We start from the raw sequence: 15,628 nt of genomic DNA, 5'->3' as shown, positions 1-15,628 counted from the left end.
GTCATGGCACTCATCCGAGCCAACCGCGAATCGATCGACGATCGCTTCAGCGTGCTGGGATTCACGGTCCGCAGCGAAAGCCCGCTGTTCGAGATCGGCCTGGCCACCGACCCGGAGCTGCTCAAGGCCGAAAACCGCGCGCGGCGCACGGCCAGCAACTTCTATTCCAGCCGCGTGCTGGGCAGCGGCGCGCGCCGCGGCGACGCGGTCTACCTGGTGCCGCCCAGCGTGGTCGCGCGCTTCGTCGGCCAGCCGCGGCTGTACTTCGGCCTGGCCACCTACAACGAAGGCGACCGCAGCCGTCCGGTGTCGGTGAAGATCCCCGATGCCGGCAACATGTACGTCAATCTCAGCGGCCTCACCGAACGCGGCCTGCGCCGCACGGCGCGCCTGGACACGGTGTCCGGCTACGGTGGCGCGGCCAACGGCGGCCTGGCCTGGGGCGGCGACGCGCTCGACAGCGGCGCCGCGCGCGCGAACGGCAACGGCAACGGCCGCGGCAACGGCGCGGCCGCCGTGCCGGCCGCACCGGCGCCTTACAGCGACGGTTACTCCGACGATCTGTGGCAACAGGGCGCGAGCGCGCCGCCCGCGCCGGCCAGCAACGGCCACGACAGCGCCGCGCCGGTCGCCGCCGCGCCTGCGCCGGCCGCCACGCCGGCACCCGTCGCCGACGCGGCGCCCGCGACCGCGCAGTCCTACGGCCGCTACCAGCAGCGTTACGACGCGCCCGCGCCGCGCACCCCGGCGCCGAACTCGCGCTCGTTGCTGGTCTCGTCCTATTACCGGCCGAGCAACTGGTTCGACGCCCTGACCACCCAGATCGGCTTCTTCGTGAGCAGCGCGATCTGGTTCCTGGGCGTGACCGACACCACCGTGCCGCCGCATTCGGCGATCTGCCAGGTGCGCCGGCCCGACGGCAGCGAGGAAGGCGCCCTGCACGGCAGCGCGTTCTTCATCGGCCCCTGCCTGTTGCTGACCGCGGCCCACGTGGTCGACGGCCAGAGCGAACTGATCATCGTGCCCGGCAAGAACGGCGCCGGCGTGAGCGGCGCCACCGAGCCCTTCGGCCGCTTCCACGTGACCGCGGCCGATTGCCGCAAGCACCCGTCCTACAGCGCCGGCAACAGCGATTTCGACATGGCGGTGATCCGGGTGCCGGCCGCCAACGCGGTGCCGACCGACCGCACCTTCGACCTGGTCGAAGAGCTGACCCAGTCGCGTCCCGAGGGCGTGGTGGTGTGCGGCTACTCCGCGCGTTGGTACGCCAACGACGCGATCGAGCAGTGGGTCAACGACAACATCGATCCCAACAAGCAGCACATGCACGGCGGCTACATCCGCAGCCTGCCCAGCGAGGAAACCTTCGACTACGACCTGCAGACCCTGGGCGGCGCGAGCGGCTCGCCGGTGTACTGGATCGAGGGCGGCAGCTTCCCGCGCGCGCACATGGTCGGCGTGCACGTGGCCGCGCATTCGGCCACCACCAATCTGGGTTGCCGGATCACCGCGGCCAAGCGCCAGTGGATCGCCCAGGAGGCCGCGGGCTTCGGCATTGCGTTCTCGCTCGCCCAGCGCGCCGCGCCGCGGGCGCAGGCCTTGGGCGGCGGCAAGGTCTATGCGCGCGCGCAGGAGATCATCACCCCGTTCTACGACCCCGCCGATCCCGCCACCGCGCTGAGCTGCCAGGCCGACGCCTTCAGCCTGGCGCGCGAGGAATGGTTCGCGGGCGTGCCCAACACCTCGCTGTATCCGCATTCGGCGATCTGCCAACTGCTGATGACCGCGCCGGACGGCTCCGGCTACCAGGGCACCGGCTTCTACATCGGCCGCAACCGCATCCTGACCTGCGCGCACAACCTGCACGGCATGAGCAGCGTGCAGATCATTCCCGGCCGCAACGGCGCCGGCGGCCGCCCCTACGGGCAATGCACGGTGCAGTCCTCTTCCTGGCGGGTCGCGCCGCGCTACAGCGGCGACGGCGACTGGAACAACGACCTGGCGGTGATCGACAACGTGCCGATCGCGGCCCCGAACGGGCAGTACTTCGAGTTCCTGCAGGCCACGCCTTCCGACCGCCTGCCGGTCGTGGTCTGCGGCTACTCGGCCGCCTCGCGCGCGGTGCCGGAGCTGGACGCGATCATCGACGGCGACAAGCAACACCTGCACGGCGGTTACGTGCGCGAGCAGCCCAATCCCGAAACCCTCGACTATCCGATCCTGTCGCTGATGGGCGCCAGCGGTTCGCCGGTCTACACCCTGGCCGACCGCGGCGGGCTCAAGGCCCTGATCTGCGCGGTCCACGTCAGCGGCGAGCCGGCCGCGCAGGGCCTCAACCGCGGCTGCTTCATCACCCCCAGCAAGATCGACTGGATCGAGGGCCGCGCCACGACGTTCGCGCTGGGCATGCCGGCCAGTCCGCGTGCGAACGGCCGCACGAACACACGCGCCTTCGCGCTCGAGGACGAAGAACAGGACAACAAGGGCATCTCCGAGGCGATCCCCGACGAGACCGTCGCGGCCGAACAGTCGTATCGGCACGCGCGCGCGTTCGACGCGCCCACCGCCGAGTACCCGGGCGCCAGCCGCTTCGCGCCAGCCTACTCGGGCAACTACCGCGCCATGCGCACCCAGCGCACGGTCGACCGCATCGTGATCCACATCACCGACGGCGGCTCGCGCATCACCGGCACCATCGGCTGGTTCCAGAATCCGGACCAGCGCAACTCGCGCAACGAGCACATCACCGTCAGCGCCCACTACGTGATCGGCCGCGACGGCGAGGTCGTGCAGATGGTGCGCAACAACGACGTGGCCTGGCATGCCAGCAGCGCCAACACCCACGGCATCGGCATCGAGCACGTCGCCAACAAGCGCGGCCTGGACCCGACCGAGGAGCAATACCAGGCTTCGGCGGCGCTGGTCGCCTGGCTGTGCGCGCAGTACAACCTGCCGATCGACCGCGAACACATCGTCGGTCACCAGGAAGCCTCACCGCGCGACAACCACGACTGCCCGAGCCGGCTGTGGAACTGGGATCACTACATGGACTGCGTGCGCGCCGCGGCCGCACCGGCCACCGCGCCGGCGACTTCGCAGGGCCTGCGCGGACGCGGGCGTGCGAACGCGCTGGCGCTGCCCGGGCGGCCCTACGCGACCGCGCAGGAAATCATCACGCCGTTCTACGACCCCTCCAACCCGATGAGCGCGCTGACCTGCCAGGACGACGCCTTCAGCCTGGCGCGCGAGGAATGGTTCGTCGGCGTCGAGGACACCCGCGCGTTTCCGCATTCGGCGATCTGCCAGTTGCTGATGACCGACAGCGCCGGCAACGGCTGGGGCGGCACCGGCTTCTACATCGGGCCCAACCGCATCCTGACCTGCGCCCACAATCTGCATAACAAGGTCAACGTGACCGTGGTGCCGGGCCAGAACGGCGCCGGCGTCAAGCCGTTCGGCCAGTGCACGCTGCCCAGCTCGTCGTGGCGGATCGCGCCGCGCTACAGCGGCAGCGGCAATTGGGAGAACGACCTGGCGGTGATCGACAACGTGCCGATCGCGGCGCCGAACGGGCAGTACTTCGAGTTCCTCAACGCCACCCCGTCCGACCGCCTGCCGATCGTGGTCTGCGGCTACTCCGGCGCCTCCGACGCGGTGCCCGAACTCACCGCCGCGATCGACGGCGACAAGCAACACCTGCACGGCGGCTACGCGGCCTCGCAGAGCAACGGCGAGGTCATCGAGTACCCGATCCTGACCCTGCACGGCGCCAGCGGTTCGCCGGTCTATCACCTCGACCGCAGCAGCGGCCAGCTCAAGGCCCAGGTCTGCGCGGTCCACGTGACCGGCCAGCCGGCCGCGCAGGGCCTCAACCGCGGCTGCTTCATCACCCCGACCAAGATCGACTGGATCGAAGGCCGCGCGACCACGTTCGCGCTGGGCGCGGGACGCCCGGTGCGCGCGCTGTCCGAAAGCGGCAGCGACTATCCGGTGACGCTGGTGCCGCAGCCGAACAAGGACGCCTGTTGGGCCGCGTCGATGGCGATGCTGCTGTCGTGGCGGCACAACCAGTCCTACTCGCCCGAGACCCTGGCCAACCAGGTCGGCGGTTCCCTGGCCAGCTCCTACGGCTGGGACCTGCTCAACGCCGTGCGCGACCGCTACGGCTTCAGCGTGATTCCGCAGCCGTCCAACACCAGCCTGTATCACACGCCCACCCAGTGGGCGCAGTGGCTGCGCGAGCGCGGCGCCTTGTGGGTGGTGATCGTCGGCGCGCCGCACGCGGTGGTGATCGCCGGCATCAAGGGCAACCTGGAGGATCCGGCCTCGGTGCAGGTCAAGGTGCTCAATCCCTGGGACACCCGCGTCGCTTTCGATTCCGATGCCGTCGATTTCCATCCGGCCAACCACGGCTACGAAGACTGGCTGCCGTTCGCCGACTTCGCCGCCGACTTCGGCAACATGGCCGAGCCCGATTACGGCAACTGGCGGGTGCTGTATCTGCCGCCGGAAGCGCCGCGTCCCAGCGCGCAATCGCTGGGCAGCGGCGGCGGCCTGCGCCTCGCGCGTCCGCCGTCCGCGGTGCGCGCCTTCGACGTCGGCAGCGACGCCAGCGTCTCGGGCGAAACCCGCGAACCGATCGAACCCAGCCGCGTCGCCGGCACGCGCATGAGTGTGCTGCGCGGCAGCGCCGGCGCCAGCCGCTGGGCCCTGGACCAGCTCGAGGGCCTGAAGTCGCCCGCGGTGCTGTCGCCCACCGTGAGTTCGGCCGCCGCCGCCGACGTGCGCATCGAGCTGGGCGAATGGCCGGCCATCGAAGGCCAGTCCTCGCCCTTGCCGATCACGGTCGATTTCCGTGCCTCGCAGGGTTCGGTGGGCGAGGTGCGCGTGATCGCGGGCCTGCCGGCCAACCTGGCCTACGGCGTGGAGGCGAGCGCGCGCATCGAGGACGCTCCCGATGTCGGCGGCGTCGCGGCCTTGAAGTTGAGCATCGACTACCGGTTCAGCGGACTCGCACAGGGCAGTCCGGCGGCGCGCATCGAACTGCGCCTGCTCGGCGACGGCCGCTACGAGCGCGAGAACCGTTGGGTGACGACGGCCTGAGGATCGCATCGTGTCCGAGCACAACGGCACCCGCGGCAGGATCTTCCCCCCGAGGAACGGGGCGCCCGCGCCCGCGCGCGGGCTTGCCAACGCGCCCGCTGCCGACGCGCCTGCCACGGGCGCTCCGGCGCCGGCGCCGGCAACCGCGCCCAAGCCGCAGGCCACCGAGACTATCGCCCGCCGCGCCGGTGCGATGGTCAACGAGATCGACTTCCCCGGTTTCGTCGCCCAACTCGTGCACGGCACCTTCGACGCCATCGTCGACGCCTCGATCCGGCAGATGGAGAGCTACTCCGGCCTGGTCGCGGCGGTCGCCAAGACCCTGGACCAGTTCACCGAAGAGAACGTCAGCCCCAACCAGGCGCGCGACTGGCTGGCCACCCGCTACCCCGGCGAAGTGCAGCTGCTGCTACCCGACGGCGGCGAGCGCACCGAGGCCCAGCTGGTGCCGCGCGCCGAAGGCCTGATGCCGGCGTGGCTGGGCGAGTACGGCATCGACGGCGAGGAGTTGAGCACCGAGGTACTGGAACAACGCGTGCTGCCGCAGGTCCGGCTCAAGGTCGGCGGCGAACGCCAGCAACTGCTCGCGACCATGGTCATGCTGGGCATGAACCGGGTGGTGGTACGCGACGGCAGCATCACCAGCAAGGTGATGTTCCGCGCCGCCGCCCAGGACGCGGCCAAGGTCGGTTACGCGGTCGGCGCCGATCCGCAGTCGGTCAACAACTGGGGCGAGCGCGGCGCGCTCAGCTACAGCGGCCAGAGCTCGACCATGGTGTCGACGGTCGCGGTCAACGCCCAGAACGAGTCCAACGTCCGCGCCGACCTGTTCGGCGAGGTCAAGCTCAACTTCGTCAGCGAGACCCTGCCGCTGGAGCGATTGGCCGATGCGGCCAAGATCGCCTTGGTGCAGCGCCACTCGCCGGCGATGCGCGCGGCCGCGCCCGCCGCCGCGGCGCCCGCCGTCGCCGCGCCCGCGCCGACGCAGGAAGGAGGCGCGTGATGTTGCGCGAACTCTCGCAGCTGCTGGACGAACTGCATGACGGCCTGATCGCTACCGAGGCGCGTGGCTTGCCGGCGCAGGTGCAACTGGCGAACGTCGAGATGACGCTGCCGCTGGAACTGCGCCCGATCCTGCGCGACGGCGGCTGCGTGCTGCTGGCCGACCTGCCGCGCAGCCGCGAGGTCAATACCTGGAACGCGATGCCTTCGCGTCTGACCGTCAGCTGGAGCTGCGGCGGGGGCGAGCCATGAGCGCGCAGATGCCGGCCCTGTTGCGCGACAGCGGCGTGCCCTTCGACCTGTTCATCCAGGCCCTGACCGAGCAGTTGGACAAGGCCCAGGCGGCGATGGCGATCAAGGCCCGGGTCGGCAAGCTGCCGCTGACCTTCGCGGTCAAGGAAGTGTCGATGGACCTGCGCGCGTTCGTGCAGATGATCGACGACGACGTCTATCTGCGCCCGGCCGGCCCCGGCGAGTCCGAGGCCAGCACGATCAAACTGGCGCTGACCACGATCACCAAGCCGATGATCGAGGAGAACGCGGTCGACTTCAAAGCCGAGGATCCGAAGTTCAATCTGCGCGAGGCGCTGGGCGATTCGATCAGCGAAGACGACCAGCGCCGGCTCGAGCGCATCGGCGTGCGCACCATCACCCAGCTCAACGAACTCAAGCAAAGCGCCGGCACCGACGTGATCGCGCGCCTGTCGCGGATGCCGGTGAACCGCTTGCAGCAGGCCTTGATGAATGCGGCCGCGCCGCGCGTGACCCGGGTCGAGCGCGGCGACGAGCGCGATGCGCGCGCCTCCCAGCGCGTGCACGTGAGCGCGCCGGCCCTGCGCGCCGGGCGCCTGCCGCTGGTGCGCGCCGCCGGCGAAGCGGTGCCGGTGATCGAAAGCGAAGAGGGCCGGCTGGTGCTGGCGCCGTTGGCCAGCCAGCTGGGCTGCGACGCCGAGCTGGATTTCGGCGGCGGCGAAGTCGCGCACGTGCGCCTCAGCGAGGGCCATCTCGGCCGCTGGAGCGACGACGCGCACGGAGGCCGGCCATGAACGTCGCCGTCGCCGCGCCGCGCGTGCCCGGTCGCCTGCTGGTCACCCTGCGCCTGGGCGAAGTACCCGAGCACCTGCCCGGCTTGCGCGCCTGTACTCAGTACGGCACGCCGATCGCCGAACACATCGACGGCGGCGTGATCGATCGCCTGTTGCGCCATCACGCCGGCGCGTTCCGGGCCGCGCGCCTGCACAGCGCGCGCACCCCGCGCAGCGCGCGTGCGGTGACCGGCGCGCGCCGCTTCGACGATGTCGAGCAGCTCAGCGGCGTGGCCCGCGTGCTGCGCATCGAACTGCGCGATCCCAGCGGCGCCTACAAGCTGCTGCAGGCGCTGGCGGAACTGCCGATGGTCGAGCGCGTGGGCGCCGATCACTTGTGCAGCGCGCCGTTCGCGACGCCGGCGTCCGGCGGTGCGCACGAGAGCCAGCGCGCCTGGGCGCGCGAACTGATCCGCCTGCCGCAGGCGCTGGCCTACGAGCCCGGCGATCCGGCCACCGTGATCGGCCTGGCCGACACCGGCGTCGCGGTTGAGCACGAAGAGCTGTCGACGCGGCTGCGCGCCGGCTTTGACAGCGTCGACCTGGACCCGGCCACGGTCGGCGGCCTGACCCTGGTGGGGGACTACCGCCATCGCGGCGAGCGTCCGCAGGACGAAGTCGGCCATGGCACCGGCTGCGCCGGAATCCTGGTCGCGCGCGGCCGCGACATTCCGCCCGGTGGCGCCGGCGCCTGCGGCTTGACCCCGGTGCGGGTGCTGGGCGCGGCGGTGGGCGCGGACGATCGCCGTTTCGGCGTCGGCGCGCTGGACAACATCGACGCCGGCATGAAGCGGCTGATCGATCTGGGCGTGAAGGTGATCAACATGAGCTTCGGCACCCCCGAATCGGCGCTGGGCGCGGATGCGCCCAAGCCGCACGAGGAGATCGTGCGTTACGCCCTCGCGCGTGGCGTGATCCTGGTCGCGGCCAGCGGCAATTCCGGACTCACCGAGAAGTATTACCCGGCCGCGCACGAGGGCGTGATCGCGGTCGGCGCGATCGACAGCCAGCGCCGCCCGGCCAGCTTCAGCACGCGCGGCGAGCACGTGGCGATCTGCGCGCCCGGCCGCGACATCCTCACCTGCGGCCTGGCGGGATACCAGACCGCCAGCGGCACCAGCTTCGCCTCGCCCTTCGTGGCCGCCATCTGCGGCTTGCTGGCCTCGCGTTCGCAGCGCCGCGCCTGGCCGCTGGACAGCGTCGAGGCGCGCGAAGTCCTGATCGAGAGCGCGCGCCCGTTCGCCAGCGCCGGCGTCGAAGGCTGCGGCCACGGCGTGGTCGATGCGATGGCCGCGCTGCAGGCGCTGGACGCGCGCATCGACCGCGCGATCCGCGACGAAGGCGACGAACCGGTCGACATACCACCCGCGCTGGCCGCGGCTTGAACCCTTTACCCCGCAACACCACGCACCGTCACGACCCGCACCACGCAACGCTGCCGAGGAGAGCCCCATGGCGAGCAAACGACACAACAGCAAGTCCCGCAAGCACGCGGGCGCCGCGGCAGACCAGCGTAACGCCGTGCGCTCCACCCAATCGTGCTCCACCCAATCCGTTACCAACGCGAGAGAACCGTCATGAAACGTATCCTGCTGGTTGACCTGGGCGAGCGCGAGCTGAAGAAGCGCCAGGAGCTGCGTGCCCGCCAGCAAGTTCTGGAGACCATCCAGAAAACCGCCGACACCAGCGGCGGATTGAGCAGCCGCCAGCTCGACGAGCTGATGCGGATCAAGAAGCAGCTGGGCAGCGACGTGGTCATCGACCCGTTCTACCGCCTGGTCGCCGCGACTCACCAGCAGGAAGCCTGGGAGGAGCTGGAGCGCAAGAAGCAGTTCGTGCACAAGTACGGCCTGCTCGGCTCGCAGCGCATGACCGGCAGCCTGATCGAGCCCTTGGACAAGTACGAGCGCGAGATCGCCTCGATCTGCGGCCTGCTCCAGGTCGACGGCTATACCGATGCCGGGCGCCCGGACTTCGTGCAGCGCATCAGCACCGCGCAGGGCGAGTACCGCAAGAACCGCGAGCTGTTCGACGCGGCCTACGCTCAGCTCGGTCAGCGCTATTCGGTGGCGCTGAAATCGCAGATCGATTCGGGTCTGATCGATCCGTCCATCGTCGGTTGCATCGATCCCAACGAGGATCCGCGCACCCGCTACGACGCCCTCGACGGCTCCGCCGCCAAGCGCAACGCGGTCGCCGCGGCCCAGGCCGCGCTGGCGCGCTCGCGCGAGGCCGACCAGGCCGCCGCGAGCGCGCGCGAGAGCGCGCGTGCCGCCGCCAAGACCGCCAAGGACAAGCAGGCCGAACTCGAGGCCCTGGCCGACGAGAAGCCGAGCAAGGCCGAACTGGCTGCCGCGCGCCGCGCCGTCGCCAGCGCCAACAAGGCCGCCGAAGCCGCGACCGCGCAAGCGCGCCGCGCCGCCGACGCCGCGACCGCCGCGCGCGCCGCCGCCGAGGAGGCGCAGGAGGAGGCCAGCGATGCCGCGGTCGCCGAGGACATGCGCGACACCGGCGACGCCTTCGTGCCCGCCGCCAGCGACACCGTCTGCGCGCTCAGCGGCCGCAACGTCGCCGCGGTCGTGCGCCGCCTGGCCACCGACGGCGTCAGCGCCAACGATGCCTGGCTCGCCAGCCGCATCCAGAACGTCTACGACATGCAGACCGGCGTGGTCTCCGGCGCGCCTCCGTCGGCGATGGAAATCATGCTGCCGGACCTGGAAGCGGCCACCGACGTCGAGATCATCCGCGAGAACCTGCATGCGGTGCAGGCGATCTACTTCGCTTACATGCTGGAAGAAATGCGCCTGCCGCAGGTGGTCGAACGCATCGTCGAGCTGTTCCGCGCCGGGCTGCTGCCGTTGGGCCGCGGCAAGGCCGGCGACTATCTGTTCAACTACTACAAGAAATCCGGCGAGCGCATCACCGAAGGCGAACGCCGCGACCTGTACATGCGCGTGTTCGGCGCCCCGGGCGGCGATCCCAACGCCAACCAGCCCAATCGCGATTTCAACGAGCTGTGGCTGCGCTTCGTCTCGGCGGTGTCCTCGTTCGGCCGCCAGGTCAGCGTCGACCGGCTCCTGCGCAGCAACATCCCGGTGGCGGTCTCGCAGGAACAGGTGCGCAAGGCCGGCTACGACCTGGGCGCCAATCTGTCGCTCAACGGCTACGGCATCGCCTACTTCGCCGCGACCGAGCTGCAGCAGATGATCCTGGAGTTCCGCGATCAGCTCAGCGATCCGGAGATCCGCGGCGCATTCGGCGCGCGCGACATGTGGCAGGTGATCGACCAGGTCAACGCCAACTATCTGGGCGGCACCCGCAACACCCATCGCTATCGCACCCAGGCCCGCGCCGGCGCGGTGATCATCCGCTGGATCGCCAACAACCACCAGCGTCTGAGCGGCCGTTACGGCGAGGTGATCTCGCTGGCCGCGCTGACCAATCCGCAACTGCGCGGCAGCGACCAGCCGACCGTGGATCCGAACGACTGGGATCTGCTGCAGGCCTGCGAGCAATGGCTGGCCGTCGGCGGCGTGCAGGACGACAGCGTCGAGCACTACTCGCAGTCGACCGAATCGCCGGTCATCACCAGTAAACCGATCGAGATGCCCGCGTTCGCGCGCGAGACGATCGAATCGCTGACCGGCGGCCTCAACGGCTCGATGCCGTTGATGTGATCGCGACCCCAGCCGCCTGAAGTCCCAACCGGAGTACCGCAATGAACCAGCCCTCTGGCAACCACGGCAAGCAACCCATGGCGACGCACGTCAAGCGCTCGCTCGCCACCGCCGCGCGCGCCCTGGGCACGCGCGATCCGCTGCCTTATCTGGATTCGCTGATCGACCGCACGTTCCGTCTGCCCGACGACGACGTCTCCTACGCCCGCAACGCGCTCACGCCCGGCGCGGTGCCGTACGAGCCGTCGTTCTCGGAGACCGAGCCGGACATCCTGCGTTTCACCATCGAACCGCTGGGCCCCGGCGCCGCGCCGATGGCCCGGCGCGACGAGGCCACGCGCGAAATGCGCCGGCTGGTGCAGCCGGTGTTCGGGCGCGACGCGCTGCGTTGGTTCGACTCGCGCAGCGAGGAATGGCGCGGCTTCGGCGGCCTGGGCTGGATGAACTACGGGGCCTGGTTCGGCAGCGCCTTCGACGAGGACGGCCTGTACGCGGCCAAGATCTACTACGAGCTGCTGCCGACCCAGATCGAAGCGCTGTCGCCGGGCCTGGCGATGCTGACCCGGCAGGCGATGGCGGAGATGCCCAGTCTGATGCCGATCTTCACCTCCATCGGCTGCAAGCGCGAAGCCGGCAGCCAACGCGTGACCTTCCTGCATCGCGGTCGCCTGCAGGTGTCGGCGCTGGGTCCGATGATGAATCGGCTCGGCATCGGCCATCAGTTGCCCAGTCTGATGCGCATCGTCGGCGTGGCCCTGGGCGGGCGTTTCGAGCTGCCCGACGGCGGCGTGCTGGTGGGTGTGCGCGAAACCCCGGATGGCGCTGAGCTCAAGCTCGAGATCCTGCTCGCGGCGATCCCCGATCTGCCCGCGCGCTTCCTGGATCTGCTCAAACTCGGCCTGGCCGAACGCCCGCGCCAACTCGCGGCGCTGTCGCGCTGGCTGGAGGCGTTCGGCATGGAGGAAGCGCGCGAGCAAGGCCACTTCTCGGTGCTCAGCATTCGCGTCAATCCGAATTCGCCGGCGCGCATCAGCCTGTATGTGCGGCCGATCGAGTTCGAGATGCGCGACAGCATCGCGGATGCGCGCGCCCTGCAGTAGCGCCGATCGGCGCGGCGACGAGGGCGCGCCGCCAGGCGGACGCGCCCTCGGTGTAGTTCGGCGTACCGGACCGACTTCGGTGCCGGACTTTGCAAAGACGTATTGAGACGGAGCCATAGCCATGTCAGCCGCGAGCGTCAGATCCGCGATCTTTCCGCCCAGCGCGCGCCCCGCCGGCTCGGCGAGCGCGCCGGTGGCCAGCCGCGAAACCCACGAATCCGCGCGCCTGGCCGTGCGCGAGCTGCTGCAGAGCAGTCAGGCCTTCCACGAACTGGCCCCCGACAAGCGCGAGGCGCTGGCCCAGGGCCTGGTGCGGATCGGCAGCTATCTGGCCGAACCCGGAATCAAGCTCAAGCCCGGCGAGCAAAGCCCGCAGGTGCGCGCATTGGCCAACGAGGGCCTGTCGCGGGTCAGCCAGCGCGGCAGCAACACCGACCAGGACGGCAAGTTCACCGCGCAGAGCGCGCGCGAGGGCGCGGCGGTGGCCGGCGCGCTGTTGCGCGAGGTCAACTTTCCGGAGTTCTGCGCCGGCCTCATCAACGGCGTGTTTCACTCGATCGTGCAAAGCTCGATCGAGCAGATGGAGGCCTACGCCAAACTGGTCGCCGACGTTTCCAAAAGCCTCAATCAGTTCCGCGACGACAACACCACCCAGAACCAGGGTCGCGATCATCTGGTCGAGCAGTTTCCGGACATGTTCCAGCTGAGCATGGACACCGGCAGTTTCGGCGACATGGGCGGTTTCGGCGACGAGAGCGCGGCGCCGCCCGGGCCGCGCGTGACCCTGCGCGAGGGCGTCGACGAGCGCGCCGCGGTCGCGCGGCTCAACAGCTCGCTGCCGCTGGACAAGCCGATCGAACGCCTCGATGACGAACTGATCGAGGCGGTGCTGGTGCCGGCCGCGCGCACCCAGGTCGCGACGGGCCGGCAGCAGCTGCTGGCGACGATGGTGATGCTGGGCATCAATCGGATCGTGGTCACCGACGGCAAGATTTCGGCCAAAGTCATGTACGACTTCCAGGCCCGCGACAACATGTCGTTCCGCAAGAGCGCGCAACAGTTCGACTACGGCGACCAGTACGCCACCACGTCCAGCGGCGACTACGAGGGCAGTTCCGAGGGCGGCGAGCGCAGCAGTTCCTACAGCAAGGACGCCGGCTACCAAAGCAGCAACCGCGACGCCAGCTATTACTCCAAGGGTACCTACAAGACCACCGCGCAGCCGGTGCTGAAGATGGCGTCCGCCTCGCAGACCACGATCGACGCCAGCCTGCAGACCAAGGCCAGCCTGGCCGGCACGATGGAGGTCAACTTCAAGAGCGACTACCTGCCGCTGGAGAAGCTGGCCAATCCCGAATCGATCGCGGCGATCCAGATGAATGCCCAGCCGGGCATGGTCAAGACCTTGGCCGGGCGTCCGCCGGCACAGGGCGGTCAGGCCGCGACGCCGGCGACCACACCGCCGGCAACGCGTTGAGGCGGCGACCTACGGAGCGATGGCCATGAGCGACTCAGTGCGCAGCGCAGCCGCCCCGCCGTCGTGGCTGGATGACGACACCTTGTCGGCGGTGCGGCCGCAGGTGCGGCGCCTGCTCGAATCCTCGCCCGGCTTCCGCGAACTGCCGGTGGCCGAACAGCAGGAGCTGGCCCGCAACATGGTGCGCGTGGCCTCGTACATGACCAATCCCGATGGCCTGGCCAAGCAGGAACTCACGCCAGGGCAGGGCATATTGGCCAAGAGCCAGGGCAGCGAGGACGGCCTGACGCGCGCGCTCGCCGGCGAAGTCGATCAGGCCAAGGGCAAGGCCTCCGACAAGATCGGCACCTTCGCCGGCAGCGACTTCAAGGCCGGCTCGGTGGAGCAGGGCGCGGACAACTTCAAGAAGTACATCGGCTCGGTGGATTTTCCGGCCTTCGTCGGCGGCCTGATCCAGAATGTGTTCCAGGCCATCGTCAACGCCTCGATCCAGCAGATGAACGCCTATGGCGAGCTGTTGAAGTCGGTCGCGCAGACGGTGGACCAGTTCGCCGCCGACAACATCAGCCTCAACAATGCGCGCGACTGGCTGGTCGACCGCTTCCCCGGCGATCTGGGCATCGACGCCAGCGACAGCGAGGGCGGCGGTCCGCGGCTGACCAACATCAATCAGGAAGACGACCAGGCCGCGCTCGCCCGGATCAACGCCGAGCTGCAGATCGCGCAGCCGATCACCGACATATCCGACGCCGATCAGGAAGCGCGTCTGACCCAGGCCGCGCGTCTGCAGATGGCGCGCAGCCGCCAGCAGTTGCTGTCGTCGATGGTGATCCTGGGCATCAACCGCATCGTGGTCACCGACGGCGCGATCAACGCCAAGGTAGTGTTCGACTTCCGCGCCAGCGACGAAGCCTCGCGCTCGGCCGGCGCCTCGCTGTACGACAGCCAGTCCAGCATGAACCGCAACCGCAGCGCGGCCGGCGTGCATTTCGGCTGGGGCGCAGCGGGCTCGGTCAACGAGAACGTGCAGCGCCACATGACCACGGTCTCGTCCTCGGTCAGCGAGGACTCCGAATCCAAGCAGGACATGAAAGCCAAGCTCACCGGCGAGGTGCGGGTGAACTTCAAGTCGGACTACTTCCCAATGGAGAAGCTGGCCTCGCCGGCGATGATCGCCGCGATCCAGGGCAACTCGACCCCGGTGGATCCGAACTACGTGCCCGGTGCGCGCGGCGCGGGCGGCGGCGCCGCCGGCGGCGCGCAGGGCAGCGGCAATCGCTGAGGGCCCGCGCATGCGCCTGGCCCCGCCGCCGCCGGACATCGTGATCGCGCCGCGCCACGAGCACGAACCGCTGCTGCGTGCGTTGGCGCTGTCGCTGTCCGCGCTGGAGCGGCAGTCCGCGCTGGTCATCGCCTTGTCGGCCGATCCGCTGGAAGGCGCGATCGACTTGCCGCCGGGCGCGCCTAATGCGATGGACCGCGCCCAGTTGCAGGCCGCCGCGCCCTTGTACTTCGCCGCCGAACTCGAAGCCGCCGGCCTGCTGCCCACCGCCGAACAGATCGCCGGCCTGTTCGCCAGCGGCGCGATCGTCCAGCCCTTGGGCCCGGGCGCGCAGCTGATCAATACCTTCTGGCGCGCGCGCCGCGAACGCCTGGACGCCAGCGAGCGCCAGGCGATCTTCGCGCGCGTGATCGAGACGCCCTACTTCGAACGCCTGATGGCGGGGCTGTGCGAGGCCATCGTCGCCCAGGCCGATGGCGGCGATCTGCGCGAGCGGGTGGCGCTGGAGACCGCCTGCGGCGCGCTGGGCGAATTCCTGGCCCTGCGCATGGACCCGATGGCGACCCTGGCTGCGCGCGACATCGTCGCCAACATCAACCTGGCCCTGGGCTTTCTGCGCGACCGCATGCTGCAGGCCGCATTCGCGGTGAACTCGCTGTGGCAGCTGGTCGCGGTGGCGGGCACCCAACAGGGGCTGAGCGCGAGCGGCGTGCAGCGCCGCGTCGACCAGGGCCGCGCCGGCCAGACCGTGCTGCTGTGGCTGGCCGAACACTACGCCGATGCCGCGCCGCGGATCGCGGCCGACGATTACGAACTGATCGGCGCCGCCCAGCGCTGGCTGTCGGGCCGCGACGCCGCGCCGGCACCCGCCGCGGCGCCCGCTCTGTCCGCGGCGGCCTGAG

General features: G+C 70.0%; 10 protein-coding genes. All 10 read left to right on the top strand.

Translation table 11 applies throughout. From position 1 onward, the window contains the following. Positions 1-3 precede the first annotated feature (3 nt). Positions 4-5,103: an N-acetylmuramoyl-L-alanine amidase gene (locus ASD69_RS16475; protein ID WP_056180717.1), complete on the top strand. Its 5,100-nt coding sequence runs from the start codon at positions 4-6 to the stop codon at positions 5,101-5,103. A 10-nt stretch (positions 5,104-5,113) separates the two neighbouring features. Beyond that, positions 5,114-6,106, top strand: a complete 993-nt coding sequence (locus ASD69_RS16470; RefSeq protein WP_200944020.1) for a hypothetical protein — start codon at positions 5,114-5,116, stop codon at positions 6,104-6,106. After that, positions 6,106-6,357 carry a hypothetical protein gene (locus ASD69_RS16465; protein WP_056180714.1) on the top strand — a complete coding sequence of 84 codons (252 nt, stop codon included), beginning with the start codon at positions 6,106-6,108 and terminating at the stop codon, positions 6,355-6,357. Before ASD69_RS16470 ends, ASD69_RS16465 begins: the two co-directional genes overlap by 1 nt. Next, positions 6,354-7,151 (top strand): hypothetical protein, encoded by a 798-nt coding sequence (locus tag ASD69_RS16460; RefSeq protein ID WP_056180711.1) that lies wholly within the window; start codon positions 6,354-6,356, stop codon positions 7,149-7,151. The genes ASD69_RS16465 and ASD69_RS16460 overlap by 4 nt, the downstream gene beginning before the upstream one ends. Then, positions 7,148-8,575, top strand: coding sequence for a S8 family serine peptidase (locus tag ASD69_RS16455; RefSeq protein ID WP_056180709.1), 1,428 nt, complete (start codon positions 7,148-7,150; stop codon positions 8,573-8,575). Before ASD69_RS16460 ends, ASD69_RS16455 begins: the two co-directional genes overlap by 4 nt. 192 nt (positions 8,576-8,767) lie before the next feature. Beyond that, a complete protein-coding gene (locus tag ASD69_RS16450; protein WP_056180706.1) occupies positions 8,768-10,867 on the top strand; it encodes a hypothetical protein in 2,100 nt (699 codons plus the stop codon). Between the two features lie 41 nt (positions 10,868-10,908). Next, positions 10,909-11,967, top strand: a complete 1,059-nt coding sequence (locus tag ASD69_RS16445; protein ID WP_056180703.1) for a hypothetical protein — start codon at positions 10,909-10,911, stop codon at positions 11,965-11,967. 121 nt (positions 11,968-12,088) lie between these two features. Further along, on the top strand, positions 12,089-13,444 hold the full coding sequence (locus ASD69_RS16440) for a hypothetical protein (protein WP_200944019.1): 1,356 nt from the start codon (positions 12,089-12,091) through the stop codon (positions 13,442-13,444). Between the two features lie 25 nt (positions 13,445-13,469). Further along, positions 13,470-14,726, top strand: coding sequence for a hypothetical protein (locus ASD69_RS16435; protein ID WP_056181276.1), 1,257 nt, complete (start codon positions 13,470-13,472; stop codon positions 14,724-14,726). 10 nt (positions 14,727-14,736) lie between these two features. After that, a complete protein-coding gene (locus ASD69_RS16430; RefSeq protein ID WP_056180700.1) occupies positions 14,737-15,627 on the top strand; it encodes a hypothetical protein in 891 nt (296 codons plus the stop codon). The last annotated feature ends 1 nt before the right edge of the window (position 15,628 follow it).

Source organism: Lysobacter sp. Root604, from assembly GCF_001427505.1.
In the GTDB taxonomy this organism is placed as follows: Bacteria; Pseudomonadota; Gammaproteobacteria; order Xanthomonadales; family Xanthomonadaceae; genus Lysobacter.
This window is presented reverse-complemented; position numbering and strand designations above follow the sequence as displayed.

Excerpts from the sequence above, each read along its gene's own strand:
- ASD69_RS16475 (WP_056180717.1), top strand. The coding sequence starts at position 4 with ATGGCACTCATCCGAGCCAACCGCGAATCGATCGACGATCGCTTCAGC.
- ASD69_RS16465 (WP_056180714.1), top strand. The coding sequence starts at position 6,106 with ATGTTGCGCGAACTCTCGCAGCTGCTGGACGAACTGCATGACGGCCTG.
- ASD69_RS16460 (WP_056180711.1), top strand. The coding sequence starts at position 6,354 with ATGAGCGCGCAGATGCCGGCCCTGTTGCGCGACAGCGGCGTGCCCTTC.
- ASD69_RS16455 (WP_056180709.1), top strand. The coding sequence starts at position 7,148 with ATGAACGTCGCCGTCGCCGCGCCGCGCGTGCCCGGTCGCCTGCTGGTC.
- ASD69_RS16450 (WP_056180706.1), top strand. The coding sequence starts at position 8,768 with ATGAAACGTATCCTGCTGGTTGACCTGGGCGAGCGCGAGCTGAAGAAG.
- ASD69_RS16445 (WP_056180703.1), top strand. The coding sequence starts at position 10,909 with ATGAACCAGCCCTCTGGCAACCACGGCAAGCAACCCATGGCGACGCAC.
- ASD69_RS16440 (WP_200944019.1), top strand. The coding sequence starts at position 12,089 with ATGTCAGCCGCGAGCGTCAGATCCGCGATCTTTCCGCCCAGCGCGCGC.
- ASD69_RS16435 (WP_056181276.1), top strand. The coding sequence starts at position 13,470 with ATGAGCGACTCAGTGCGCAGCGCAGCCGCCCCGCCGTCGTGGCTGGAT.
- ASD69_RS16430 (WP_056180700.1), top strand. The coding sequence starts at position 14,737 with ATGCGCCTGGCCCCGCCGCCGCCGGACATCGTGATCGCGCCGCGCCAC.